The organism is Halarchaeum sp. CBA1220, from assembly GCF_003721175.2.
In the GTDB taxonomy this organism is placed as follows: Archaea; Halobacteriota; Halobacteria; order Halobacteriales; family Halobacteriaceae; genus Halarchaeum; species Halarchaeum grantii.
Map to the genome: position 1 here is coordinate 870,932 of NZ_CP054707.1, position 22,411 is coordinate 893,342.

Annotated in this window: 30 protein-coding genes; 12 read left to right on the plus strand and 18 right to left on the minus strand. The window is 72.0% G+C overall.

Translation table 11 applies throughout. The features are described 5' to 3' along the window. Positions 1 to 71 precede the first annotated feature (71 nt). Genes rimI through EFA46_RS04710 form a run of 5 tightly spaced genes read left to right on the plus strand, consistent with a single transcriptional unit; the run spans position 72 to position 2,440 of the window. Positions 72 to 539, plus strand: a complete 468-nt coding sequence (rimI, locus tag EFA46_RS04690; RefSeq protein ID WP_123074404.1) for a ribosomal protein S18-alanine N-acetyltransferase — start codon at positions 72 to 74, stop codon at positions 537 to 539. Positions 540 to 579: 40 nt separating this feature from the next. Then, positions 580 to 1,005 (plus strand): DUF5810 domain-containing protein, encoded by a 426-nt coding sequence (locus EFA46_RS04695; RefSeq protein WP_123074403.1) that lies wholly within the window; start codon positions 580 to 582, stop codon positions 1,003 to 1,005. A 23-nt stretch (positions 1,006 to 1,028) separates the two neighbouring features. Continuing rightward, positions 1,029 to 1,445: a DUF5809 family protein gene (locus EFA46_RS04700; protein ID WP_123074402.1), complete on the plus strand. Its 417-nt coding sequence runs from the start codon at positions 1,029 to 1,031 to the stop codon at positions 1,443 to 1,445. A 42-nt stretch (positions 1,446 to 1,487) separates the two neighbouring features. Beyond that, positions 1,488 to 2,027: an NUDIX hydrolase gene (locus EFA46_RS04705; RefSeq protein ID WP_123074401.1), complete on the plus strand. Its 540-nt coding sequence runs from the start codon at positions 1,488 to 1,490 to the stop codon at positions 2,025 to 2,027. A 38-nt stretch (positions 2,028 to 2,065) separates the two neighbouring features. Continuing rightward, complete coding sequence (locus EFA46_RS04710) at positions 2,066 to 2,440, plus strand: rhodanese-like domain-containing protein (RefSeq protein WP_123074400.1); 375 nt, start codon at positions 2,066 to 2,068, stop codon at positions 2,438 to 2,440. Positions 2,441 to 2,697: 257 nt separating this feature from the next. Here the strand turns inward: EFA46_RS04710 and yciH are convergent, their stop codons facing one another. From yciH to EFA46_RS04730, 4 genes are read right to left on the minus strand one after another with little or no spacing between them, the layout of a single operon-like run. Then, entirely contained in the window at positions 2,698 to 2,991 is a 294-nt protein-coding gene (gene yciH, locus EFA46_RS04715) for a stress response translation initiation inhibitor YciH (protein ID WP_123074399.1), read from the minus strand. Positions 2,992 to 3,049: 58 nt separating this feature from the next. After that, on the minus strand, positions 3,050 to 5,194 hold the full coding sequence (locus EFA46_RS04720; protein WP_123074398.1) for a transglutaminaseTgpA domain-containing protein: 2,145 nt from the start codon (positions 5,192 to 5,194) through the stop codon (positions 3,050 to 3,052). Beyond that, complete coding sequence (locus EFA46_RS04725) at positions 5,191 to 6,180, minus strand: DUF58 domain-containing protein (RefSeq protein WP_123074397.1); 990 nt, start codon at positions 6,178 to 6,180, stop codon at positions 5,191 to 5,193. Before EFA46_RS04725 ends, EFA46_RS04720 begins: the two co-directional genes overlap by 4 nt. A gap of 2 nt (positions 6,181 to 6,182) precedes the next feature. After that, positions 6,183 to 7,178 carry a MoxR family ATPase gene (locus EFA46_RS04730; RefSeq protein WP_123074396.1) on the minus strand — a complete coding sequence of 332 codons (996 nt, stop codon included), beginning with the start codon at positions 7,176 to 7,178 and terminating at the stop codon, positions 6,183 to 6,185. 180 nt (positions 7,179 to 7,358) lie between these two features. On the opposite strand from EFA46_RS04730, the gene EFA46_RS04735 reads away from it, so the two are divergent. Beyond that, positions 7,359 to 7,565, plus strand: coding sequence for a hypothetical protein (locus tag EFA46_RS04735; protein WP_148040645.1), 207 nt, complete (start codon positions 7,359 to 7,361; stop codon positions 7,563 to 7,565). Here EFA46_RS04735 and EFA46_RS04740 read toward each other — a convergent pair. Together EFA46_RS04740 and EFA46_RS04745 are read right to left on the minus strand one after the other, a co-directional pair. Continuing rightward, entirely contained in the window at positions 7,562 to 8,533 is a 972-nt protein-coding gene (locus EFA46_RS04740) for a 5,10-methylenetetrahydromethanopterin reductase (RefSeq protein WP_123074395.1), read from the minus strand. The two genes, EFA46_RS04735 and EFA46_RS04740, sit on opposite strands and share 4 nt — an antisense overlap. Then, positions 8,520 to 9,281: a coenzyme F420-0:L-glutamate ligase gene (locus EFA46_RS04745; protein ID WP_123074394.1), complete on the minus strand. Its 762-nt coding sequence runs from the start codon at positions 9,279 to 9,281 to the stop codon at positions 8,520 to 8,522. Before EFA46_RS04745 ends, EFA46_RS04740 begins: the two co-directional genes overlap by 14 nt. A 155-nt stretch (positions 9,282 to 9,436) precedes the next feature. Between EFA46_RS04745 and EFA46_RS04750 the strand changes: the two genes are divergently transcribed. Together EFA46_RS04750 and EFA46_RS04755 are read left to right on the plus strand one after the other, a co-directional pair. Beyond that, positions 9,437 to 10,681, plus strand: coding sequence for an NUDIX domain-containing protein (locus EFA46_RS04750; protein WP_123074393.1), 1,245 nt, complete (start codon positions 9,437 to 9,439; stop codon positions 10,679 to 10,681). A 578-nt stretch (positions 10,682 to 11,259) separates the two neighbouring features. Beyond that, positions 11,260 to 11,652, plus strand: a complete 393-nt coding sequence (locus tag EFA46_RS04755) for a hypothetical protein (protein WP_123074392.1) — start codon at positions 11,260 to 11,262, stop codon at positions 11,650 to 11,652. Between the two features lies 1 nt (position 11,653). Here the strand turns inward: EFA46_RS04755 and engB are convergent, their stop codons facing one another. Next, complete coding sequence (gene engB / locus EFA46_RS04760; protein WP_123074391.1) at positions 11,654 to 12,271, minus strand: GTP-binding protein EngB; 618 nt, start codon at positions 12,269 to 12,271, stop codon at positions 11,654 to 11,656. Positions 12,272 to 12,376: 105 nt separating this feature from the next. On the opposite strand from engB, the gene EFA46_RS04765 reads away from it, so the two are divergent. After that, complete coding sequence (locus EFA46_RS04765) at positions 12,377 to 13,126, plus strand: SIMPL domain-containing protein (RefSeq protein ID WP_123074390.1); 750 nt, start codon at positions 12,377 to 12,379, stop codon at positions 13,124 to 13,126. 40 nt (positions 13,127 to 13,166) lie between these two features. After that, positions 13,167 to 14,465, plus strand: coding sequence for a TIGR00341 family protein (locus EFA46_RS04770; protein WP_123074389.1), 1,299 nt, complete (start codon positions 13,167 to 13,169; stop codon positions 14,463 to 14,465). Here EFA46_RS04770 and EFA46_RS04775 read toward each other — a convergent pair. The 5 genes from EFA46_RS04775 to EFA46_RS04795 all read right to left on the minus strand — a co-directional run bounded on the left by EFA46_RS04775 (position 14,462) and on the right by EFA46_RS04795 (position 17,207). After that, a complete protein-coding gene (locus tag EFA46_RS04775; RefSeq protein ID WP_123074388.1) occupies positions 14,462 to 15,454 on the minus strand; it encodes an NOG1 family protein in 993 nt (330 codons plus the stop codon). The genes EFA46_RS04770 and EFA46_RS04775 overlap by 4 nt on opposite strands. Positions 15,455 to 15,582: 128 nt before the next feature. After that, complete coding sequence (hisE, locus tag EFA46_RS04780) at positions 15,583 to 15,888, minus strand: phosphoribosyl-ATP diphosphatase (RefSeq protein ID WP_123074387.1); 306 nt, start codon at positions 15,886 to 15,888, stop codon at positions 15,583 to 15,585. Further along, complete coding sequence (locus tag EFA46_RS04785; RefSeq protein WP_218182537.1) at positions 15,885 to 16,277, minus strand: bifunctional nuclease family protein; 393 nt, start codon at positions 16,275 to 16,277, stop codon at positions 15,885 to 15,887. The genes hisE and EFA46_RS04785 overlap by 4 nt, the downstream gene beginning before the upstream one ends. Before the next feature lie 116 nt (positions 16,278 to 16,393). Beyond that, complete coding sequence (pdxT, locus tag EFA46_RS04790) at positions 16,394 to 16,993, minus strand: pyridoxal 5'-phosphate synthase glutaminase subunit PdxT (protein WP_123074385.1); 600 nt, start codon at positions 16,991 to 16,993, stop codon at positions 16,394 to 16,396. 49 nt (positions 16,994 to 17,042) lie between these two features. Further along, positions 17,043 to 17,207 carry a preprotein translocase subunit Sec61beta gene (locus tag EFA46_RS04795; RefSeq protein ID WP_123074384.1) on the minus strand — a complete coding sequence of 55 codons (165 nt, stop codon included), beginning with the start codon at positions 17,205 to 17,207 and terminating at the stop codon, positions 17,043 to 17,045. A 165-nt stretch (positions 17,208 to 17,372) separates the two neighbouring features. On the opposite strand from EFA46_RS04795, the gene trxA reads away from it, so the two are divergent. Next, positions 17,373 to 17,642, plus strand: a complete 270-nt coding sequence (trxA, locus tag EFA46_RS04800) for a thioredoxin (RefSeq protein ID WP_123074383.1) — start codon at positions 17,373 to 17,375, stop codon at positions 17,640 to 17,642. A 117-nt stretch (positions 17,643 to 17,759) separates the two neighbouring features. Here trxA and npdG read toward each other — a convergent pair whose 3' ends face one another. From npdG to EFA46_RS04825, 5 genes are all read right to left on the minus strand, one after another. Next, on the minus strand, positions 17,760 to 18,428 hold the full coding sequence (npdG, locus tag EFA46_RS04805) for an NADPH-dependent F420 reductase (RefSeq protein ID WP_123074382.1): 669 nt from the start codon (positions 18,426 to 18,428) through the stop codon (positions 17,760 to 17,762). Between the two features lie 54 nt (positions 18,429 to 18,482). Next, the gene (locus EFA46_RS04810) at positions 18,483 to 18,842 is read right to left on the minus strand and encodes a hypothetical protein (RefSeq protein WP_123074381.1); all 360 of its coding nucleotides are present in this window, start codon (positions 18,840 to 18,842) and stop codon (positions 18,483 to 18,485) included. Positions 18,843 to 18,950: 108 nt separating this feature from the next. Then, positions 18,951 to 19,235: a hypothetical protein gene (locus EFA46_RS04815; RefSeq protein WP_123074380.1), complete on the minus strand. Its 285-nt coding sequence runs from the start codon at positions 19,233 to 19,235 to the stop codon at positions 18,951 to 18,953. A 44-nt stretch (positions 19,236 to 19,279) separates the two neighbouring features. Next, positions 19,280 to 20,149, minus strand: a complete 870-nt coding sequence (locus EFA46_RS04820; RefSeq protein ID WP_123074379.1) for a TIGR01548 family HAD-type hydrolase — start codon at positions 20,147 to 20,149, stop codon at positions 19,280 to 19,282. A gap of 35 nt (positions 20,150 to 20,184) precedes the next feature. Then, entirely contained in the window at positions 20,185 to 20,586 is a 402-nt protein-coding gene (locus EFA46_RS04825) for a UPF0146 family protein (protein WP_123074378.1), read from the minus strand. 39 nt (positions 20,587 to 20,625) lie between these two features. Here EFA46_RS04825 and EFA46_RS04830 point away from each other — a divergent pair, with 39 nt between their 5' ends. Next, positions 20,626 to 21,147 (plus strand): archaemetzincin family Zn-dependent metalloprotease, encoded by a 522-nt coding sequence (locus EFA46_RS04830; protein WP_123074377.1) that lies wholly within the window; start codon positions 20,626 to 20,628, stop codon positions 21,145 to 21,147. A 167-nt stretch (positions 21,148 to 21,314) separates the two neighbouring features. Here the strand turns inward: EFA46_RS04830 and EFA46_RS04835 are convergent, their stop codons facing one another. Beyond that, positions 21,315 to 22,370 (minus strand): Vms1/Ankzf1 family peptidyl-tRNA hydrolase, encoded by a 1,056-nt coding sequence (locus EFA46_RS04835; RefSeq protein ID WP_123074376.1) that lies wholly within the window; start codon positions 22,368 to 22,370, stop codon positions 21,315 to 21,317. Positions 22,371 to 22,411: the final 41 nt, after the last annotated feature.

Genomic DNA, 22,411 nt, shown 5'->3' on the forward strand with positions numbered 1-22,411 from the left:
CGGCCAGCGACGGCACCGCCCGCCGGTCGCGGGCCACAGCGTACATAGCCCCCGGTCCCCTACGCGCACTCGTGACGACGGCTGCCGACCGGGTCGAACACGCCGGCATCCGACAGGCGCGGCGTGGCGACCTCCTGGACGTCTTCCGCATCGAGAAGGAGTCGTTCGCGCAGCCGTGGCCCTTCTCGGCCTTCGAACAGCACCTCGGCGACCCGGGCTTCCTCGTCGCGGAGGAGCGCGCCGGCGTCGCGGGCTTCGTCGTCGCGGACACGATTCCGAACCACGGCCGCCCGCTCGGCCACGTGAAGGACATCGCCGTCCACCCGGACGCGCGCGGCCAGGGAATCGGTCGCTCGCTCCTCTCGCGCGGGCTCGGCGTGCTGAACGCGCAGGGCGTCCGGAGCGCGAAACTCGAGGTCCGGCGCTCGAACGAGCCCGCCATCTCGCTCTACCGGGAGCTCGACTTCGAGTACCTCCGCACGCTCCCGCGCTATTACTCGGACGGCGAGGACGCCTTCGTGATGATCGCGCGCCTCTGAGACCGCCACGCGTTTACTGGTCCGCACCTAGGTGCCCGGTATGGGCTACGCGTGTCCGGTCTGTGACGAGCACGTCCCCGACGCCGAGCACCTCGCGGACCACCTCGCGTTCGCGGCGGTGACGGGCGCGAGCGACCACGAGGCGTGGCTGGACGAGCACGCCGCCGGCTGGGAGGAGGGCGGCACCGACGACCTCGCGCCGCGCGTCACCGAGCACGCGGAGACGGTCGAGTTCGAGGTGGAGACCGAACCCGTCGAGGGCCACGCGCACGACCACGGCCACGGGTCGAACGGCCCCGCCGTCGACACGAGCGGCGCGGGCGCGCTCGGCGGGGAGGCACAGCGCATCCTCGAGGAGGCGGCGGAGATGACCCGGGAGATGACCGGCGACTCTACTGAGTCGCCGAACGAGCGAGCGGCCGACGACGGCGACGCGGTCGAGGACGCCGAAGGCGAAACCGAGTAGGGGGAGACGGTCCTTCGACGCGTATGGACGAGCGTGGATTCCTCGCGCCGGAGACGCCGGAGGCAGCGGCCGACCAGTATCGCGAGCTCGGGCCGGCCGCGCAGACCGTCACTCGGGAAACGGCGAAGGCGATGGAGTTCGACCGCGAGGAGTACCGCGAGCGCGTGACGAGCGACGTCGTGGAGACGGCGCGCGACGCGCTCTTCGCGTCGCTCCTCGAAGTCTCGGTCGGCACCTACGCTGAGTTCGAGTCCTTCTGCGAGGACAACCCCGACCTCGACGTCTACGAGAACGGGAGCACGGAGGTCGAGAACGCGGTCTGGCACGTCGTCCCGTTCGAGGACGCGGTGGTCGCGGCGACCTACCAGAACGAACCCGAGGCGGCGATGGGGACGCTGCGGCGCATCGCGCACGGGAAGTTCTACAGCGACGTCGTCTGAGGCGAGCGGGAGGCTTTTCGCTCGGCGACGCCGACGCGACGTATGGACGACTCCGAGTCGTGGCGCGTCGTCGAGAGCGCGACTGAGTACGAGACCGGCTGGTACGCGGGCGGCTACGACCGCGTCGAGCAGCCGAACGGGACGGAGAAGGACTACTACTGGGCGGACCTCCCGGACGCGGTGGTCGTGCTCGCCGTCGACGGCGAGGACGTGGTCTTCGTCGAGCAGTATCGGCCCGTGATCCGCGAGCGCTGTCTCGAACTCGTCGCCGGCATCGTCGAGGCGGGCGAGGGCTACGAGGCGGCGGCGCGCCGCGAGCTCCGCGAGGAGACGGGGTACGTCGCCGACGAGTACACGCTCGTTCAGGAGGTGGCGTGCACGACGGGCGTCCTCCGCCACGACCGTGGCATCGTTGTCGCGGAGGGCCTCACCGCCGGCGAGCGCGACCTCGACGACAACGAGTTCATCGAGGTGCGACGCGTCCCTGCCGCCGACGCCGTCGAGACGGTGCGCGAGGGCCGCGCGAACGACGCGACGCTCGAGGGCGTGTTGCTCGCGGCCGCCGACGGCTACCTGCCCTGACCGCGCCGTTTATCCGCGCCGGCGCGCACCATCGAGGTATGGACGGAGAGATCACGCCTGCGGACGTGAAGGCGCTCCTCGATGACGACGCGGCGGTCCGAGTCGTCGACATCCGGCCCGAGGGCGCGTACGCGCAGGGCCACATCCCCGGGAGCGAGAACGTCCCCTTCCCGCGTCTCACGCGGGACGTCGAGCGCTTCGCGGGCGCGGAGCGCGTCGTCACGGTCTGCCCGCACGGCCAGTCGAGCGTGCAGGCCGCGAACCTCATCGCGTCCTACGAGGGCATCGACGAGGACGCCACCGTCGAGAGCATGGCGGGCGGACTGACCGCGTGGGAGTGGGAGCTCGAGACGGCCGCGCGTGAGGCGGACGAGGGGCCAGCCCCGGACGGGACGCCCGACGCACCCTTCTAGGCCGCCCGTCCGCGACCCCGCCGCTCTCGACCGAGCCGTCGCTACGCGACGTGAAAAACTGCGAGAGTACGGGAAGCGGGGCGATAGCCGCCCTCGATAGCCGCTCGCGTCTACCGCGCGAGGCGGCGACGCCCCGAGGTGACTGCCGCGCTGTCGTCCGCAGAACGCGGCGCGTTCTGCGGGAGCGACGGGCCCCTTCGAGTTCCCGCGGCGGTCGAGCGTTTGCCGGCGCGCGATGCGCGCGGCAACACCGTCGTTCAGGCGACGTTGAAGCCCTTATCGCGGAGGAAATCCTCGACGCGACCGGAGTGATTGCCCTGGAGTTCGATTTCGCCGTTCTCGACCGTCCCACCGCACGCGAACTTGGACTTGAGGTCCGAGGAGAGACTGTCGAGGTCGACGTCTTTGGGGTCGAGCCCCTCGACGACGGTCACTTCCTTCCCGTAGCGGCGCTCGTCGATGCGGATTGTGATCTGCTGGGACTCCTTGGCGACGTCCTCGCAGACGCAGAGTTCATCGGGCAATCCGCACGTCGAGCATACGTCCGACATTACGGTGCTAGGTTGGATGTCGGGATACAAAATACTGTCGCCAGACCGCTCGAACGGGCTACGGGCGGCCGTTTTCGCCTACCAGCTCGCGTAGCTCGTCTCGGGCGGCGGCCGCGTCGGCGCTCGTGACGTCGCCGCGATAGCGCGCACGCTCGCGCAGCGCGGCGATCCGTCTGGCGGCGTCGGGCGCGTCGATGGCCCGGAGGTACTCCCGGACGGTCTCGCCGTCGCGGCGCGGGCGACGCCGTCGGCCGAGCACGTACTCGACGCGCGCGTACGCGCCGTCGACGGTACGCGCGGGGTCGCCGCGCGGGAGCCAGCGGAGCCAGACGGCGCGGTAGGCGCGCGAGAAGACGCCGAGTCGCCGGAGGCCGACGAGGACGCCGCCGAGGAGGACGCCCCAGAGCGCGAGGACGCGCGGCTCGGGGAGCGACGGGAGGCCGCCGTCCGACGCGGTGGCGGTGCCGGCGTCGGGCCGCTCGTAGCCCGGGGGGAGCGTCGGGGTGGCGCCGACCGCGCCGGAGCCGTTCGTCGCGTTCGCGGCGGCCGTCGTGGTCGTCGTGCGACCGTCGTCCGGTTCGGGGTCGGTGGTGGCGGTGGTCGTGGTCGTCGGCTCGCTCCCGGCGGCGTCGACGCCGCTCTCGTTCCGCTCGCGGGCGTCGTCGAGGCGGGCCTGCTCGGCCTGCTCGCGCGGGTCGGCGGGCGTCGGGTCGAAGCGAACCCAGCCGACGTCCGGGAAGTAGACTTCGACCCACGCGTGCGAGTCGAGGCCGCGGACGACGTGCGTGTCGTTGCCGACGTGCTGGCCGGCGGTGTAGCCGGTGGCGAAGCGCGCGGGCACGCCCTCCTCGCGGAGGAGGACGACCATCGCGGACGCGAAGTGGACGCAGTAGCCCTGCTCGGCGTCGAGCAGGAAGTGCCGGACGAGGTTGCCGTCCGCGCCCGCGCCGGCGAGCGAGTAGCTCTTGTTCGCCTCGAGCCACGACTCGACGGCGCGCGCCTTCGCGTACGGCGTGCTCGCGTTCTCGGTGACGCGCTCGGCGAGCGCACCGACGCGGTCGCCGGTCGTGTCGGGAACTTGGAGGTAGCGCTCGGTGACGGACTCGGGATAGTCGGTGCCGGCGTTCGCGAGCAGGTCCGGCCACGTTCGCGGGTGCTCGCTGACGACGCGATAGCTCTCGTTCGCCGCGAGCGCGTTCGTCGGGACGGGGTTCCCGCCGCTCGTGACGCTGTAGTCGACGCCGCTCGCGGAGACGGGTTCGGCGGCGGCGGGCATCGCGGAGAGCGGGCGTTTCGCGGTGACGGTCTGCGTGATGCGCGTGCTCGCCCCGGGCGGGCCCGCGAGGGTGCCCCCATCGCCGGTCCGCACCCATCCGCTCCCGGTGTAGCGGTCGTAGACGGCGACGCGCCAGTACGTGGAGACGTCGCTCTCGACGACGAACTGGACTTCCGGGGAGAGTTCGATGGCGCCGCCGACGCCGACGCGCTCGCCTGCGCTCACGATACTCCCGGACGGTGCGGTGTCGCTCCCGGGGACGATGGGGGCGGCGCTCCCGCCGGGGACGGCCGTGACGACGGCCGGCGCGACGGTCATGAGCGCGGCGGCGACGGCGAGCGCTTCGAGCTGCTGTCGGGTCGCCCCGTAGCGGTCGAGCGTCCCGAGGCCGACGGCGCCCGCGCCCGCGAGCACGCCGACGAGCGTCGCGACCGTGCCGCTGTCGCCGGTGCAGACGAAGAAGCCGAGCGCGAGGCCGGCGACGCCGACGGCGGCGGCGTAGCGCTCGCGGAGCGCGAAGTACCACGTGAGGAAGGCGGGGGTCGGCACCATCGCGAGCGCCCAGACGGTGACGTTCACCATCCGGAAGACGGAGTAGCCGGTGAGGAACGCGAGGACGTCCTCGGCGACGCGGGCGGCGGTGAGCGCCGCCGTGTAGCTCTCCGGCGCGGTGGCGACGTAGACGCCGAAGCCGGCGGCGAGCAGGAGGGACCCGACGCCGAGCGCGACGCGCGGGCGGACGGCCTGCGCGGCGGCGGCGAGGAGGAGCGCCCCGGCGAGCACCGGCCAGAAGTAGTCGAGGCCGCCGACGACGTCGAGGACGTGGTAGAGGACGGCGAGCGAGGAGGCGGAGAGCACCGCCACGCACGCGAGCGCGCCGAGGCGGTACGGCGTGAGTCGCCCGAGGACGGGTATCGTGCGCGTCACGCGCCCACCTCCGCGTCGGCGGCGTCGGCCATCGCGTCGAACGCGCGCCGGTCGTCGTCGACGGTGACGTGCACGCCGGTCGCGTCCGCGCGCACGACGACGCGCGCGTCCTCGCGGGCGGCCGAGGGGAGGGCGCCGTGACCGAGGACGGCGAGCGCGCCGAGCGCGCGGCGCCGATGGGCGTCGCCGCTCGCGGGCGCGAGCGTTTCGGCGGGCGTGCGGAGCCCGACCGCCGCGCCCGTGTCGAGGCAGGCGTCGAGCAGGCTGGCGGCGGCGACGGCCGCGCGGCCGGGGTCGCCCCCGTCCGCGACGTCGACGGCGATGGTGAGTGTGGCGTCGGTGCCCTCGTCCGCGTACGTCGTGACGACGTACTCGTCCGGGCGCTTCGCGGACGCCTTCCAGTTGACGTCGCGCAGCGGGTCGCCGTGGCGGTACTCGCGGACGCCGGCGAACTCGCCGCGCTCGTCCGCTTGACCGGTCGACCCGGCGAGCGCACGGGGCGGCGCGGTGAGCGGGAGGACGCGCGGGTAGACGGTGAGCGCGTGCTCGTCACCCACCTCGAACGTCCGCGTCCAGAGGCCGAGCGGGTCGGCGACGGTGACGCGTGCCGGGCCGACGGCGTGTCGCCCGCGTTCGCGGTACGTGACGGCGTAGTTGGCGTCGCGGCCGTCCGCGACCGTCCGCACCGTCGCGTCCCCGTCGAGGCCGTCGCCGAGCGCGTCGCGGACGGTGACGGCCATCGTTCGCGAGCCCTCGACGCGAACTCCGACCTCGTGCGTCTCGCCGGCGTGCCCGTCACGCGGCGGGTCGCGGGCGACGGCCGGGGTTTCGGCGCGATAGACGAGCCAGCCAGTGACGGCGAGCGCGACGGCGGCCGGGACGGCGACGGCGTTCAGCGAGCGCGCGCCGAAGAGCCACCCGGACGCGGTGGCGGCGAGCGCGACGCCGAGGACGACGCCGCCGCGACGGGTGAGCGCGGGGCGCATCGTCACTCCGGCGGGACGGCATCGAGCGCGTCGGCGACGACGCGCTCGGCGGCCTCACCGCCCAGCCCGTCGCTCCCGTCGGCGCGGACGCGGTGCGTGAGGACGCTCGGCGCCTCGCGCTTCACGTCGTCCGGGATCACGTAGTCGCGCTCGTCGAGGACGGCTCGAACCTGCGCGCAGCGGAGGAGCGCAATCGACCCCCGGGGACTGGCGCCGAGCGCGGCGTGCTCGCGGGTGTAGTCGGCGAGCCGCGTGACGTACTCTCGGACCGGCTCGCTCGTCTCGACGCGCGCGACGGTCTCGCGCGCGCGCCGGAGTTCGCCGACGCTCGCGACGGGTTCGACGTCCTCGACGGGGTGGTGGCCGACGACGCGCCCGAGGACGTCGACCTCCTCCTCGACGCTCGGGTAGCCGAGCGTGAGCTTCTTTGTGAAGCGGTCGATTTCGGCGACCGGGAGGTCGTAGACGCGGTCGCGCTCGACGGCGTTCTGGGTGGCGACGACGAAGAAGGGGTCGGGGAGGGCGTGCGTCTCGCCGTCCACGGTCACTTGTCCTTCCTCCATGGCTTCGAGGAGCGCGGCCTGCGTCTTCGGCGGCGCGCGGTTGATCTCGTCGCCGAGCACGACGTTCCCGAAGACGGGGCCGCGCTGGAAGCTGAAGCCGCCGCTCGACTCGTCGAGGACGCTCGTCCCCGTGACGTCGGCGGGGAGGAGGTCGGGGGTGAACTGGACGCGCGAGAACGCGCCGTCGACGGACGCGGCGAGCGAGCGCGCGAGCATGGTCTTCCCGACGCCGGGGACGTCCTCGAGGAGGAGGTGTCCGCGCGCGAGGAGCGCGACGAGCGCGTCCTCGATGACGCCGTCCTTCCCGACGACGACGCGCCCGACGTTCTCGGTGACGGCGTCGACGAGCGCGCGGGCGTCCGCGAGGGGGAGCGGGTCGACGGACGAGTCGGCGGGGCGTTCGGTCTCCGGTCGAGCGGTGTGGCTGTCTGTCATGGTGACGGCGGTCGGCCGGATGCGACCGTTTCGAGTCAATAGGGGGCACGAGCCACGTATGTCTGCCGGTCACATGTCTCGTGTGAGTGTATTTACCACAACGCTGGTCGCGGTCTCGGCCGTTCGACGAACCGCCTCGAATCACGGAGAACTAAGAGGGCAGGCCGCGACCCGCGGCGTATGGAACCCCTCGGTCAGCAACTCGCAGAGATGGTGAACACCTTCGCGAGCGTCGCCGGCGCCGGCATCGCGCAGGCAGTCCTCGTGCTCGTCAGCACGCTCCTCCTTCTCGGTATCGGCGTCGTCAGCGCCTACCTCGTCCTCGGCGTGCTCGGCGACTTCGTCGGCGGCGGTGACACCGGCTACGTCGACGGCGAGCCCCGCTAGGGGAGCGTCTCGCCGAGCAGGTCGATTGCCGTCGCCCGATCCGGGCCGAGCGGCGACCCGCAGACGACCGTGTCCGCGTGCTCGCGCAGCGCCGCCGCCCGACTCGCGACGTCCTCGGGCGTTCCGGCAATCGCGAACGCGTCGATCATCGCCTCGCTCACGTCCGCGAACGCCTCGCGGAACTCGCCGCGCTCGACCGCCGCCCCGACCGCGCTCGCCGCCTCCGCGTCGATGCCGTGGCGCTCCAACACCGGATCGGCCGCGCCACCCGCGATGAACGCGACCGGTGGCCGCGCGGCCTCCCGTGCCGCCTCCCGGCTCTCCGCGACGCTCACGCTCGCGAACACCGCGAACTCGAACGCCCCCCGCGAGTCCGGGCGCTCCGCCAGCCCCTCCTCGACGCGCTCGGCCGCCCACGCCACGTCGCGCGGGTGCGAGGCGTTGAACAGGACGCCGTCCGCGTGCTTCGCCGCCATCCGGAGCATCTGCGGTCCCTGCGCGCCCACGAAGACCGGCACCTCGCTCACTTCCTCGGCGTAGTTCAGCCCCGCGTCCGCCGCCGTGAACGTCCCGTCGTGACTGACGCGCTCGCCCGCCCACAGCTCGCGGGACACCTGCATCGCCTCCAGTACGCGCCGGAGCGGGCGCTCGCGCTCGATGCCGAGGTTGCGGAGCGTCGAGCGGTCGCCCGCGCCCAGCCCGCAGACCGCCCGCCCGCCCGAGTGCTCGTCGAGCGTCGCCACCTGCGAGGCCACGCGGACGGGATGGACCTCGTAGGGGTTCGCGACACCCGGACCCAGCCGCACCGACTCGGTGGCGTCCGCGAGCGCCGTCAGCGCCGCGAACGGGTCGCGGTTGTTGTAGTGACAGGACGAGTAGACCGTCTCGAAGCCCGCCTCCTCCGCGCGGACGCCGAGCTCTCGCACCTCCGAGACGGGGAGCTCGGGCGTGAGCTCAATCCCCGTCAAAGGACCACCCCCGGAGCGCCTGCCGGACGAAGTCGCCCTCGACGTCCCGATAGAGGTTCTCGCTCCCCTCGTGGTGGCCGAACGCCCAGTCGCGCACGACGACGGCGGGCGTGCCGTCGTCGCCCTCGCCGGAGACGAGGTTCGCCGTCGCCGCGAGCTCGTCCACGACGGACTCGACCGTCACCTCGAGCTCGTGGCCGTCGCGGTCCGTCTCCCCGCGCCAGTCGCGCGACGCCGGGATGCCCGCCCAGCCGATAGCGACGCCGGTCTGGCCGTGTCGGAACGAGCGCCCCGAGGTGTCCGTGACGACCACCGCGACGTCCGCGTCGAGGCCGTCGCGGATTCGCTCGGCGGACTCGCTCGGGCGCCTCGGGAGCAGGAGGAGCTCCGCGCCGCCCGTGTTCGAGCGGTCGATACCGGCGTTCACGCCGACGTGCCCGAATCGCGTCTCCGTCAGGAGGAACGGCTCGTCCATCACGAGGTCCGTCGACTCCTCGAGGACGGCCTGCGCGAAACGCGGGTCGCGCTCGTCGCCGGTCAGCTCCTCGAGACGCGCCGCGATTTCGCGCGCTCGCGGGCCCGCCGGGTAGTCCGCGAGGTCGGCCGTCCGCCCCTCGACCTTCGAGACGACGGTGCTCGCGACGCAGACCACGTCGCCGTCGCGAAGGTCAGACGCCGCCTCGATCTCGTGAGCGATGTCGTCGCCCGCCTCGAACTCCGGGAGGCCGGGGACCGCGAACGCTTCCATACGCGCCCTTTCGCGGGCGCGCTAAAAGGGCCGACGATACCGGACGTCGAGGCGCCGCGCACGGCGGTAGCCGTTCGCCCTCTTCGCGGCGCCTCGCTTCGCTGGGCACCGCGCCGGCCCCCGAAGCTTTCCTCGCGGCGGCCGACCGCGCCGGTATGGAGGAGACACACGTCGTCACAGCGTTCCTGCGCAACGGGACGGACGTTCTGCTACTCCGCCGGAGCGCGGCCGTCGGCTCCTACGCCGGGCGGTGGGGTGCGGTCGCCGGCCACGCCGAGGGCGACCCGGCGACCCAGGTCCGCGTCGAGATCCGCGAGGAGACCGGCCTCGACCCCGAGGCGGACGTCACGCTCGTCCGCGCCGGCGACCCGTTCCCCGTCGAGGACACCGAACGCGGGACGCACTGGGTCGTCCACCTCTTCCTCTTCGACTGCGACACCCGCGAGATAACGCCGAACTACGAGACGGCGGACTACGAGTGGTGCCCGCCGCCCGCGATACGCGAACGCGAGACGGTCCCCGATCTCTGGACGTCCTACGACCGCGTGCGCCCGAGCGTGACGAGCGTCCGCGACGACGAGACGCACGGCTCCGCCTACGTCTCCGTGCGCGCCTGCGAGGTGCTCCGCGACGAGGCGGCGGCGGGCGCGGGCTACGACGCGCTCTGCGCGACGGCGAGCGACCTTCTCGCCGCGCGCGAGAGCATGGCCGCCGTTCGCAACCGCGTGAACCGCGTCGTCGCCGGGGCCGACGGGGAGAGCGCCGACGCGGTCCTGACGAGTGCGTGCGCGACAATCGACGCCGCGCTCGCCGCCGACGACGGCGCGGCCGCGAGCGCGGCCGTCGAACTCCGGGACGCGTCGCTGCTGACGCTCTCGCGCTCGGGCACCGCGTTCGACGCCGCCGTCGGTGCCGAGCCGTCGCGCGTCGTCGTCGCGGAGTCCCGGACCGCGCGCGAGGGCGTCGCCACCGCCGAACGTCTCGCCGCCGAGGGGATGGACGTGACGCTCACGACGGACGCCGCCGTCGCGACGCTCGTCGAGTCGGTGGACGCCGTGCTCGTCGGCGCGGACACCGTGCTCCGGGACGGGAGCGTCGTGAACAAGGTCGGCACGCGGGCGGCGGCGCTCGCCGCCGCCGAGGCCGGCGTCCCCGTCTACGCGGTCTGCGCGAGCGACAAGATCGCGCCTGACGTCGACCCCGACGACCCCGCGCTGGAGGAGGCACCGGCGGACGCACTCTACGACGGCGACGCGGACCTCTCAGTGGCGAACCCTCGCTTCGACGTGACGCCCGCCCACCTCGTGACCGGCGTCGTCACCGAGGACGGGGTTCTCTCGGAGGCCGACGTCGCGACGCGTGCGGACGACCTGCGCGCGCTCGCGGAGTGGGAGGACTAGCGGACACGACGGACGCAACTCGGCCGGGCGGGGTCGTCCGTCGGGTTTCGCGGTCCCCGCCCGGGTCGCACTCAGCGCACGGCCACGGGTGGTCGCGCCCTCCCGGATGAACCTTCGCTCGGGCGCGTGACGGAACGCCTTAGACGCTGCACGAGAGAGTATCGGTGGGCGACGGTGACGAGGAGTTACCCCCTCCGAGCCCCTTGTGACGAGGCCTTTCTCCCGAGTCGCCCTTCCACGAGACTCAATCGCGATTCGCGAGTAGTGACCGCTATGCACGTCGACCGAATCGGCGTCCACGAGTCCGTGCGCGCCGTCTGCCCGCCGGAGACGCTCGCCGAGCGCCTGCGCGACCTCGACGTCGACGTCACCGTCGTCGGACTCGGCGCGGTCGGTCGCGGTCTCGCGCGCCGCGCGGACGTGTCGCTCCCCGCGTCGTCGCTCATCGTCGCGCATCGGCGAAGCTGTCCGAAAACTATCGTCTTCGTCGCCCCTCGCGATTACGTCTCCGGGTTGATTCGTTCTCCACTGGTGACCGTACCGAACCTCTTTTGTGTTATGTTATCTCATAGCTGGCCATGGGAGAGGAGCGGGTGTCGCCGACGCTACCGGATCGACTACGCGACCGACTCGGGGACAGCCTCCGCTCGGTCGTCGGCTACACGCGAAACGACTACACCGTCTACTACCTCCGCGACGACGTCGCCGCCGACTACGACGACGCGGAGATCGAGCGCGGCGTCGAGGAGATGCGCTTCGAGTCCCTCGAAGCCGAGTACGTCAACGACCTCTTCGCCGAACGCCACGGCGAACTCCGCTGTAACGTCACGTTCTTCGAGGACGCCGTCGAGTTGAACTTCCCCCTCTCGGAGACTGAGGGGCTCGCGGTGGCCGTCGACGCCGACCACTTCGCCCGCCAGGACTCCTTCGTGCAGTACGTCCTCGACCTCGTCACCGACGCCGAGGAGTAGTTCAGAAGAACTTCTTCAGGTCGTCGCGCTTCGCGTCCTCGAGGTGGACGCGGACCGCCTCGTTCAGCGCGGTGATGTCCCCCGTCTTCGCGGTGATCGGCGCGACGGTGTCCCGCCACTGCTCCCACGGCGGCACGAGGCCGAAGCGGTCCGCGATGTCGTTCAGGCGCTCGTCGCGGTCGTCGACCTTGTCCATCTTGTTGACGGCGAGCACGGGCGGGATGCCGAGTTCGCGCAGGAAGTGATAGAGCTCGACCGTATGCGGTATCTCGTCCTCGGTCGTGTGGCGGTCGATGATGTCGACCGCCGCCTTCCCGTCGAGGACGACGACGCCCGCGAGGATCTTCTCGGCGTTCTCCTCGACGTACTGGACGATGTCGGTCTTGATGGCTTCCCGGCGCTCGTCCTCGACGCCGGACATGAACCCGAAGCCGGGGAGGTCGGTGACGACGAAGGACTCGGACGCCCAGTCGTAGTGGTTCGGCGAGCGCGTGACCCCCGGCTTCCCGCCCGTCGTGAAGTCGTGGCCCGTTATCTCGCGCATCAGCGTCGACTTCCCGACGTTCGACCGCCCGAGGAGGACGACCTCGGCGTCTCGGTCCGGTCGCGTCTCGAACATACGACTGATAGCCGGCGCGCGGGGTTGTGTCTTTCGTCGCGCCGGGGGACAAACGGCCGTTTGACCCTCCGAGACGTTGACGTTCCCCACCGCGTACTGAGTAGTATGCGTCGCAACCTGACCGTCCTCGTCGCAGTCGTCGTCGCCGTCGGCGTCGTCACCGCCGGCGTCGTCGCCGCGAACCCCGGGAGCCCCGCCGCCACGGCGGCCCCGCAGAACGCACAGAACGCCACCACCATCGACGTCTCCGCGTCCGGGTCCGCGTCCGCCGAACCCGACACCGCAGTCGTCTCCGTCGCCGTCGTCGCGCACGCGGACTCCGCCGACGCCGCGCGCGCCGCCGTCGCCGCGAACGCCTCCACGCTCCGCGACGCCCTCGCGGACGCCGGCGTCGCGAGCGACGACGTCGAGACCACGACCTACCGCGTCACCGAGCGGACCACGCGAACCACCGACGGCACCACCACGAGCGACGGCTACGAGGCCGTCCACGGCTTCGCGGTGACCGTCGAGGACCCCGACCGCGCCGGTGTCGTCCTCGACGCCGCCGTCGCGGGCGGCGCGAACCGCGTGAACGGCGTGCGCTTCACGCTCTCCGAGGAGACCCGCGCCGACCTCCGCACGCAGGCCATCGAGTCCGCGATGAGCGACGCCCGCGTTCAGGCGAGCGCCGCCGCGAACGCCGAGAACCTCACCGTCACCGGCCTCCGGAGCGCGTCCGTCGGCGGTGGCTACGGCGTCCCGGTCGCGTACGCGAGCGCCGGCGACAGCGCGGGCGGGAGCGCGCGCACCGTCGTCGACGGCGCCCCCGTCTCCGTCACCGTGACCGTGCAGGCGACCTACACCGCGAACTAGTCCCCCACGCTTTTGCCGGCCCCGGGCGCACGTCCGACCAGTGCGACTCGTTCAGGTCATCATCCCCGCTGGGAAGCGCGAGACGATCCTCCGCGAGCTCGAGGAGCGCGACATCGACTACGTCGTCACCGACGAGACCGGGAGCCAGGGCTACACGGGCGTCGTCTACTTCCCGCTCCCCACGAAGGCCGTCGAGGACGTCCTCGGCGCGCTCCGCGACGCCGGCCTCGAGCAGAACGCGTACACGGTCGTCGTGGACGCCGAGACCGTCGTCTCGAAGAAGTTCGAGGAGCTCCAGGAGCGCTACGAGGAGGAGGAGTCCGAGGACCGCATCGCCCGCGAGGAGATCATCGCGACCGCACAGGACCTCGCGCCGCGCCTCGTCCCGTTCATCGTGATGACCGTCGTCTCCGCCGTCGTCGCCACCGCCGGCCTCCTGCTCGACTCGCCCGCCGTCGTCGTCGGCTCCATGGTCATCGCGCCGCTCATCGGGCCCGCGATGGCGACGAGCGTCGGCACCGTCGTCGACGACCGCGAGATGTTCCTGCGCGGCGTCAAACTCCAGACCGTCGGCTTCCTCACCGCCGTCGCCGCCGCCGCCGGCTTCGCCTACCTCGCGCGCGTCGTCCACCTCGTCCCGCCGCTCTCGCCGGAGGAACTGCTCGCCATCGGCCAGATACGCGAGCGCCTCAGCCCCGACTTCCTCTCGCTCGCCGTCGCGCTCGGCGCCGGCGTCGCCGGCGCGTTCAGCCTCTCCTCCGGCGTCTCCTCCGCGCTCGTCGGCGTCATGATCGCCGTCGCGCTCGTCCCGCCCACCGCCGTCATCGGCATCGGGCTCGCGTGGGGTCTCCCCACGACCGTCATCGGCTCGACGGTACTCGTGCTCGTGAACTTCCTCTCCATCAACCTCGCGGCGCTCGCCGTCCTCTGGTACCAGGGCTACCGGCCCGAGCGCTGGTTCCGCCTCAGCGAGGCCCGCAGCGCGACGCTCAAGCGCATCGGCGTCCTCCTCGCCGCGATCTGCGTCCTCTCGCTCTTCCTCGGCGGCGTCACCTACACCTCCTACCAGCACGGCCAGTTCGAAGAGAACGCCCGCGACACCGTCCAGGGCACCTTCGACTCCGAGGAGTACGCGGCGCTCTCGCTCGTCGAACTCACCGTCACCTACGAGCGCACGCCGTCACCGTTCGCGGCGCCGAACCGCGTCGTCCTCACGGTCGGCAGACCCGGCGACGGGAGCTATCCCGCGCTCGCGGAGACGCTCAAAGAACGGATACGCGAAGCGACCGGGCGGAGCGTCGGCGTCCAGATACGGTTCGTCGAAACGCAGAGCGCCTAGTCGCGCGTCGGCAACTCGAGCTCGTAGCCCGTCGCGTCGATGGCCGCGCCGAGGGCGTCCTCGACGCCCTCGCCCGTCTCCACGCTCATGTAGGCGTCCGCCTCGACGTCCGTCGAGAGGTCGCTCTTGTTGCAGACCGTGAGGAAGCCGACATCGTCCTCGTCCGACTCGCCGTCGTCGGTGTCCACGAACGTCGCGCGGACGTCCTCGCCGAGCGCGAGCTGGTCCTCGAGCGGGTAGCCGCAGGTCGCGGAGGCGTCGACCATGAACAGGACCGCGTCCGCGAGGTGCGTCAGCGCCGACACCGCCTGCTCCTCGATGGCGTTGCGCTCGTCAGCCGGCCGGTCGAGCAGGCCCGGCGTGTCCACGAGCTGGTAGCGGATGTGGTCGCGCTCCACGTGCCCGACGCGGACGGCCTTCGTCGTGAACGGGTACTGCGCGATCTCGTTGCGCGCGTTCGTCACGTCGTTCACGAACGAGGACTTCCCGACGTTCGGGTAGCCGGCGACGACGATTGCGGGCTCGTCCGGCCGGATGTCCGGGAACGTCTTCAGCTCGTCGCGGGCCTCGTTGAGGAACTGGAGGTCGTCCTCGACCTCGTCCATCACGGAGCCCATCCGCGCGAACGCCTGCTTGCGGAGCTTGCGCGCGAGGTCGGGGTCGTCGCGGGGGAGGCGGCCGATGTACTCGCGGCCGAGCGACTTCGTCTTCCGCGACGCCCACGTCACCTCCGAGAGGTGCGTGCGCGCCTCGTCCACGCCGACGACGGCGTCCGCGAGCTCGCGGTAGAACGGGTCCACGTCGTCGAAGTCCGGCCACGCCGTCACGACGTTCTCCAGGTTGTCCGAGAGCACGTTCGACGCCGTCTGCAGCATCGACTCCTGGGCTTCGACGCCCGACTTCGCCCGGCCCGCCCGCGCCGCCCGCGAGAACGCCTTGTCGAGTAGTTCCTCCGACGTGGGCGTCGTCGGGAGGTCCTCGAAAATCATGCGCGTGGATACGACGGCGAGACGTAAAAGGGCACGTATCGACCGTTCACGCCGTCACGAAGCCACACACCACCCGCGTCGTCGCGAACCCCCGGACGCGAGCGCGGACGGCACGCGATATTCCCCCGCTATCCGCGTCGCTCCCGGAGGACGTCGAGCAGCTCCTCGACGTCCACGTCGTGCATCGAGAGCGCGACGAGCATGTGGTAGACGACGTCCGCGCCCTCCTCGGCCATCTCCTCGGCGTCGTCGTCCTTCGCCGCGAGGATGAACTCGGTCGCCTCCTCGCCGACCTTCTCCAGGGCGCGGTTCTCGCCCTTCTCGTGCGTGAACAGCGACGCCGTGTAGGAGCCCTTGGGCAGGGTCTCCTTGCGGTCCTCGATGACCGCGAAGACCTCCTCGAGCAGGTCCTCGTCAGGGTCGGTGTCGCTCACTGCGCGCTCACCTCCCGGATGTCCTGTAGCTCCTCGAACTCCCCGCGAGCGCGCCGACCCGCCTCGAAGACCGCCGGGGCGACCGAGATGGGGGCGTTCGTCCGCACGGCGAGCGCGAGCGCGTCGCTCGGGCGCGCGTCCACGACCGTCGTCCCGCGCGGCGTCCGCAGGTGGACGTCCGCGAAGTACGTCCCGTCCTCGACGTCGTGGACGACGACGCGCTCGAGGCGGCCGCCGAGCTCCTCCACGACGTCCAGCGTCAGGTCGTGCGTCAGCGGGCGGCCGATGTCTTCGGCGTCGAGGCCGCGCGCGATGCTGAGCGCTTCCTCGAACGCGATGAAGATGGGGAGGACGTCCGTCTCGCCGACGTCCACGAGCACGACCGGCATCGGGCCGTCGGACGTGCCCGCGACCTTCACGGCGTCGACGGTGGCCGCGAGGCCGTCCGCTTCGGGGTCGTCCACGCCGCCCGCGCCGTCGGCGCCCGCCGCGTCGTCGCGTTCGCTCACAGGACCGCCTCCGCGTTCTCGAAGAACGCGAGGTCGTGGAGGCGGGCGTCCGCCGTCAGCTCGGGGTGGAAGGACGTCCCGACGACGGGACCGTCCCGGATCGCCACGGGCCGTTCCTCCCACGTCGCGAGCACGTCCACGTCGTCGCCCACCGCCGCGATGAGCGGCGCGCGGATGAACACCGCCGGGAACGGCTCCGCCAACCCCTCGACGTCGAGGGGCGCCTCGAAGGAGTCCTTCTGGCGGCCGAACGCGTTCCGGTCGACGGTCGCGTCCACGAGGTCGAGCGTCTCCACGCGCTCGTCGCGCGCGTCCCGCGAGGCGACGATGAGGCCCGCGCAGGTCGCGAGCACGGGCTTCTCGGCCTCGACGTGCGCGACGATCTCCTCGTCGATGCCCTCGCGCTCGAGGAGTCGCGAGATCGCCGTCGACTCCCCGCCCGGCATGAGGAGGAGGTCGCACTCCGGGACGACGCCCGAGTGGCGGACCTCGCGGACGACGGCCTCCTCGCCGTGGTTCGCGGCCGCGCGACGGATCGCGTCGGCGTGTTCGGAGACGTCGCCTTGGACGGCGACGACGCCGGCTTCGAGTGTCATACTGCCCCCGTTGGGGCGGCGCGTGAAAAAGGCTCCCGGGTCGGGGCGTCTAAACGGTGAAGATGTTCAGGAGGATGACGAGGACGCCGAAGAGCGCGCTGAACGCCATGATGGTCTTCGGGTCGATGCGGATCGCGTTGCGCCCCTCGGACTCGAAGTACCGGACGAGTCCGGCACTCGACATCAGCCCGCCGGAGTTCTGGCCGCTGCTCATACGCACCGTATGCGCGCGGACGCACCTAAGTCCTCGCATTCGACCGCCGTGACGCCGTGAAACGCCAGTAGACGCTCTGATGTGCCCGGTGACGGCGCCGTCGCGTGGCGCTCGCCGGGTGAGTAATCCTTATCGGCGTGGCCCGGCCTAGTTCGGGGTAGAACGATGACTGTCACCCTGAAGGACTTCTACGCCGACTGGTGTGGCCCGTGCAAGACGCAGGACCCCATCCTCGAGGACCTCGAGGAGGAGTGGGGCGACCGCGTCGAGTTCGAGAAGGTCGACGTCGACGAGAACCAGGACGTCGCCAACGAGTACCAGGTGCGGTCGATCCCCACCATCGTCGTCGAGAACGACGACGGCGTCGTCGAGCGCTTCGTCGGCGTCACGCAGGCCGACAAACTCGAGGACGCCTTCGAGGACGCCGGCGCGTAAGCGACGGCTGGCGCAGGAGTCCACACCGACCCGTCCCGTTTCTTTCGACGCCGTCCGCGTAGCGACGGCGCTCCGCGCTGAACGCGACTATCCGCCCGCGAGCCCTGCCCCTCTCGCTTAGAGGTAGCGGACGCCGACGTCGTGCATGCCGTCGTTGTTCATCGCGATGTTGATGACGAGTGGCGTGACGGACTCGACCTCGGGGGCGTTGGCGACGCCACCGGCTTCGAGCGCGCGCAGGCCCTCGATGTCGTCGGCGAGGCCGACCACGAGTTCGCGGGCGTCCTCGTCGTCGCCGACGACGAGCGTGTCGAGGTCGAACTCGACGTCGAGGTTGGCGAGGCGGTCGGCGGCGAGGTTGTGGAACGCGCCGACGACGGGCACCTCGCTCGGGGCTTTCTGCTGGACGAGCTCGGTGACGCTGCCGACCCCCGGCGGGTTGTAGTGCATGCCCTCGTCGTCGCGACTCATGCCGACGGCGGGGCTGACGAGGACGGTGTCCTCGTCGATGACGTCCGCGATGCTCTCGACGACGTCGCCGACGTGGTAGGCGGGGACGGCGAGGACGACGATGTCTGCGCGGTCGGCCGCCATCTCGTTGTCGAAGCCGTTGACGCTTCGGTCGAGGCCGCGGCTATCGAGTTCGGTCTCGTACTCCTCGGCCTTCGCGCGGGCCTTCTCGGGGTCGCGCGAGCCGATGATGACGTCGTGGTCGCTGTCGTAGGCCCAGCGGAGCGCGAGGCCTTCGCCGATGTCGCCGGTGCCGCCGAGTAGCGCGATACGCATACCGGTGGGTGGGCGGCCGTGCGAATAAGGGTTCTGTGATGTGCGACGGTTGCCTCAGTCTCGGAGGCGGTCGTACCCCCCGGCGACGGTGAGGCCGCCGGCGACGAGGCCGCAGAGGAGCGCGAGACACTGGAGCAGGAGGCGCGCGGGGTCGCCGGGGGTGGTGAGGACGGCGGCGACGAGGCGCCCGAGGGCGAACGTGGTGAGGGCGGCGACGCCGAGGGCGACGAGCAACCGCCGGCGGACGTCGCCGCGGTCGTCGGCTTCCTCGAGGAGGAGGTGGACGGCGGGAACGGTGAGGACGGTGGTTCCGAGGCCGAAGAGGACGAGCGTGCCGGGTGGGAGGCCGAGCGCGGCGGCGAGGACGAAGGAGACGAGGAGGCCGCCGGCGAGCGTGCCGCGTGGTCGTGCCATCGTCCTCCCCTTCGGGGCCGCCCCACATCGTCCCTGCGGAACGACGCCGGCTGGCTCGTCACCCGCCGGCACGGTCACGGAGAAAGCGACGATTCCGTCCGTCGACCGCTACCCGACGTTCGTCTCGATGGCGACGTCGGTCACTTCGCCGACGCGCTCGAACGCCTCGTCGCGCGCGTGTCGGCGTTCGAGGTAGACCGGGAGCTCCTCGTCGTCGTCCGTCACGAAGCGATAGCGGACGTCGTCCGCCTCGGCGTCGCCGGCCTCCCCGTGGAGGCCGTCCGGCTCCTCCGCGACGCCCTCCAGTTCGAGCTCGTGCTCCCACTCGTCGTCCACTTCGACCGTGATGGGGCCGCGGTCCTGCTTGAGCAGGCGCATTCGGACGTCAGCCATGTCCGGGTCGTCGCACGGCCACCACAAAGGCCCGATGGCCGCCCTTAGCCCTCGAGGAGGTCCGGGAGGTCGTTCACGGAGTCGACGACGACGTGCGCGCCCGCGCCCTCGTACTTCCGTCGCCCCTCCTCGCCCGTGAGGCCGCCCGTGAGGACGCCGACGCCGTAGTAGGTGCGCGCCGGGTCCGCCTCGCGGGCGTTCACCGCCGTCTCGACGTCGTCGAGCGTGTCGCCCGCGAACGCCACCGCCTCGGCGTCACAGCGCTCCGCGAGCGCGACGAGCGCGCGGGGATGCGGCTTCCCCTCCTCCCAGTCGTCCATCGTGAAGCGCCGTTCTTCGGATACGTCGAGGCCGACGCGTTCGAGGGCGATTTCGGCCTCCGCCTCCGGCCGGCCCGTGAGCACGCAGACGGCGTACTCGCTCGTGAGGCGCTCGACCGTCTCCGGCGTGACGATGACGGGTTCGTCCGCGATGAACCCCGACGCCTCGACGGGCGGCTCCCCGCCCTCGATCTCCCGGTAGCGCTCGCTCCCGAGGTAGAGCGCCTGAAACACCTCGCGCAAGTGGTCGGGGTCCCAGTCGCCGTACGCTCGCTCGCGCGCTTCCGCGTCGAGCGCCGCCGCGACGACGGCTTCTGCGGCGTCGAGGCCGCCGCCGTGCTTCCCGACCTCGTCCGTGAACGCGTCGAGGCTCATCGCGAGGCCCTCGCGCTTCGCGAGGACGAACAGCGCCGCCGCGTCCGAGAGCGCCCAGTCGTTGTTGAAGCCGCCCGCGTCCTTGAACGCCTGCACGCCAGCCTTCGGAATCGTCTCCCCGTGGACGTGCTCGACGCTCTCGACGATTGCGCGCCGATAGGAGTCCGCGACGTCCACGAGCACGCCATCGACGTCGAGCACGACGGTGTCGACCTGCATGCTCGGTGTTCGGAGTCCGTGCGGCAAAGGGATTGCTACCTCCCCGGCGCGTCCGACGCGACGAACACCGTCTCCCCTCGGACGCCTCGGCGCTCCACCGGTACCGCCGGCTGGTCGAGGCCGAGCGTCGTGAAGAGACAGTCCGCGCCCGCGTCGCGCGCGACCGCCCGGAGCGGCCGATGGAGCTCCGGCGGGCAGTTCAGCGCGTAGACGGCGTCCGCGTCCGCGTACACGCCACCGTCGGGGTCGGTGACGTCGTCGCGGACGAACGCGACGCCCGGTGGCGTTTCGCGCGCCACGACGTCCGTCGCGCGCACGTCGCACCCGCGAGCGGCGAGTTCGCCGGCGACGTCCGGCCGCCGTCCGACGCCGACCTCGACGAGGACGTCGTACTCCGCGAACTCCTCCACGAGTGCGTCTCTGAGCGTCTCGCCCACGGCGGGATATTTATGAGTCGAGACGGCATAGCCCTTCGCATGCGCGTCGATATCGTCCCCATCGGCGACGTCCCCGCGACGGTCAAGCGCGAGGCGTCCGCCGGCCTCCGCCGGGTCTACGACTGTGACGTCTCCGTCACCGCCGAGCAGGGCGTCCCCGCCGACGCCTACGATTCGGCCCGCCGCCAGTACCGCGCGGAGCCGTTCATCGAGGTCGCCCGCCGGAACGGCAACGGGGACAAGAACGTCGCCGTCACGCCCGTCGACCTCTTCTACCGCCAGCGCAACTACGTCTTCGGCCTCGCGTACCTCGACGGACGCGGCTGCGTCGTCTCCACGCACCGCCTCCAGACCTCCTCCGACGGCGGGTTCAGCCAGCGCTCCGCCGCCGACATCTTCGCCGACCGCGTCCGCAAGGAGGTCGTCCACGAGATCGGCCACACGCTCGGCCTCGAGCACTGCGACAACAACCGCTGTGCGATGAGCTTCTCCCCGCAGGTCTCCGAAGTCGACCGCAAGGAGGAGACGCTCTGCGGGAGCTGCTCCAGCTCCGTCTTCTGACGCCCACCGCGCGACGCCCACGGGACGATACTCGTCGCTCCTCGCCCGAGCGTTGATACCCGAGCACGCGCCACGCCGCGACGTGTCCTGACGACGCCGGTGGCGCGCCCAGCGAAAACCTGGCGATGACCGCGCCACCGCCTGCCACGTCGCCGTGCTCGCCCCGCTCACTCGACGGGGAACCGGAGGAGCGCGCCGACGCCGTCGAACGCCCGCGCGAAGCGCGCCCCGCCCTCCACGCGCTCGGGGACGACCACCACGTCCCCGCCCTCCTCGTCAGCCCGCTCCGCGTAGAGCTCGCGCGTCGCCGCGTCCACGTCCGCCGCGACGAGGAGTCGGTCGACCGCGCCGTAGTCGAGAGCCTCCCCGACGCGCTCCTCGCCGTACGTCACGTCGCCGTCCGGCAGTCGCGAGAAGAACTCCGAGAGCGCCCGCTGTGCGCGCTCGTGCGTCTCCCCCACGTCCCCGTTCGCCGCCGCCGCGAGCCGTTCGAGGCCGCGCTCGCCCGCGTACTCGACGGCGTACGTGCCCGCCACGCGCGCCGCCAACTCGGCGGGGAGGTAGTCGCCGTCGCGGAACGCCTCGACGGTGACGTGCGTCCCCCCGAGGGCGAGGGCGTCGGGATCGTCGAACTCCCGCCCCGCCGCCTCGCCCACCGACGCGAAGAACTCGCGCTTTCGCTCCTCGCGACGGCGGCGGAACCGGTCCGCCGACTGCCCGCCAGCGCGCGTCTTCCCCGGCACCGCGCTCTCGAACGTCTCCAGCGTCTCGACGCCGTCGCCGTCGAGTCGGCCGACCGCCGCGCCACCGCGCTCCACGACGACGAGGCCGACCGTTCGACGCGACGCCGCGCCGCGCTCCAGCGGCGCCGTCACGAACGCGTTCCCGTGCTCGAAGACGCCCTCGGCGACCCGGCCGGGCGGGTCCGTGAAGACGTACGTCTCGAGACTCCCGCCCACGACGCCCGCGTAGACGACGAGGCCGTCCTCGGGCGTTTCCTCGACGCGATGCAGTTCGCGCACGACGCGCTCCAGCGCCCGCTTCAGCGGCCCGCTCGCCCGCCCGTCGAGGTACTCCGCCTTCGCGTGCGCCTCCTCGACGCGCTCGAGCGTCGGCCCGAGCGACGCGTCGTGGGCCACCGCCACCGACACGAGCCGGTCGCCGTCCGCCGACGCCTCCTCGACGGCCTCGATGCGCTCCGCGCGCGACAGCGACGTCTGCATGGCTGACGGCTAGCGGGAGAGCGCGGAAAAGCCGAGGGGCC

Excerpts from the sequence above, each read along its gene's own strand:
- EFA46_RS04765 (WP_123074390.1), top strand. The coding sequence starts at position 12,377 with ATGCGTCGCAACCTGACCGTCCTCGTCGCAGTCGTCGTCGCCGTCGGC.
- EFA46_RS04695 (WP_123074403.1), top strand. The coding sequence starts at position 580 with ATGGGCTACGCGTGTCCGGTCTGTGACGAGCACGTCCCCGACGCCGAG.
- EFA46_RS04820 (WP_123074379.1), bottom strand. The coding sequence starts at position 20,149 with ATGCAGGTCGACACCGTCGTGCTCGACGTCGATGGCGTGCTCGTGGAC.
- EFA46_RS04815 (WP_123074380.1), bottom strand. The coding sequence starts at position 19,235 with ATGGCTGACGTCCGAATGCGCCTGCTCAAGCAGGACCGCGGCCCCATC.
- EFA46_RS04700 (WP_123074402.1), top strand. The coding sequence starts at position 1,029 with ATGGACGAGCGTGGATTCCTCGCGCCGGAGACGCCGGAGGCAGCGGCC.
- EFA46_RS04835 (WP_123074376.1), bottom strand. The coding sequence starts at position 22,370 with ATGCAGACGTCGCTGTCGCGCGCGGAGCGCATCGAGGCCGTCGAGGAG.
- EFA46_RS04705 (WP_123074401.1), top strand. The coding sequence starts at position 1,488 with ATGGACGACTCCGAGTCGTGGCGCGTCGTCGAGAGCGCGACTGAGTAC.
- trxA (WP_123074383.1), top strand. The coding sequence starts at position 17,373 with ATGACTGTCACCCTGAAGGACTTCTACGCCGACTGGTGTGGCCCGTGC.
- EFA46_RS04745 (WP_123074394.1), bottom strand. The coding sequence starts at position 9,281 with ATGGAAGCGTTCGCGGTCCCCGGCCTCCCGGAGTTCGAGGCGGGCGAC.
- EFA46_RS04710 (WP_123074400.1), top strand. The coding sequence starts at position 2,066 with ATGGACGGAGAGATCACGCCTGCGGACGTGAAGGCGCTCCTCGATGAC.
- EFA46_RS04735 (WP_148040645.1), top strand. The coding sequence starts at position 7,359 with ATGGAACCCCTCGGTCAGCAACTCGCAGAGATGGTGAACACCTTCGCG.
- EFA46_RS04750 (WP_123074393.1), top strand. The coding sequence starts at position 9,437 with ATGGAGGAGACACACGTCGTCACAGCGTTCCTGCGCAACGGGACGGAC.
- EFA46_RS04775 (WP_123074388.1), bottom strand. The coding sequence starts at position 15,454 with ATGATTTTCGAGGACCTCCCGACGACGCCCACGTCGGAGGAACTACTC.
- EFA46_RS04755 (WP_123074392.1), top strand. The coding sequence starts at position 11,260 with ATGGGAGAGGAGCGGGTGTCGCCGACGCTACCGGATCGACTACGCGAC.
- EFA46_RS04830 (WP_123074377.1), top strand. The coding sequence starts at position 20,626 with ATGCGCGTCGATATCGTCCCCATCGGCGACGTCCCCGCGACGGTCAAG.
- EFA46_RS04785 (WP_218182537.1), bottom strand. The coding sequence starts at position 16,277 with ATGCCGGTCGTGCTCGTGGACGTCGGCGAGACGGACGTCCTCCCCATC.
- yciH (WP_123074399.1), bottom strand. The coding sequence starts at position 2,991 with ATGTCGGACGTATGCTCGACGTGCGGATTGCCCGATGAACTCTGCGTC.
- pdxT (WP_123074385.1), bottom strand. The coding sequence starts at position 16,993 with ATGACACTCGAAGCCGGCGTCGTCGCCGTCCAAGGCGACGTCTCCGAA.
- engB (WP_123074391.1), bottom strand. The coding sequence starts at position 12,271 with ATGTTCGAGACGCGACCGGACCGAGACGCCGAGGTCGTCCTCCTCGGG.
- EFA46_RS04795 (WP_123074384.1), bottom strand. The coding sequence starts at position 17,207 with ATGAGCAGCGGCCAGAACTCCGGCGGGCTGATGTCGAGTGCCGGACTC.
- EFA46_RS04810 (WP_123074381.1), bottom strand. The coding sequence starts at position 18,842 with ATGGCACGACCACGCGGCACGCTCGCCGGCGGCCTCCTCGTCTCCTTC.
- EFA46_RS04725 (WP_123074397.1), bottom strand. The coding sequence starts at position 6,180 with ATGCGCCCCGCGCTCACCCGTCGCGGCGGCGTCGTCCTCGGCGTCGCG.
- npdG (WP_123074382.1), bottom strand. The coding sequence starts at position 18,428 with ATGCGTATCGCGCTACTCGGCGGCACCGGCGACATCGGCGAAGGCCTC.
- EFA46_RS04730 (WP_123074396.1), bottom strand. The coding sequence starts at position 7,178 with ATGACAGACAGCCACACCGCTCGACCGGAGACCGAACGCCCCGCCGAC.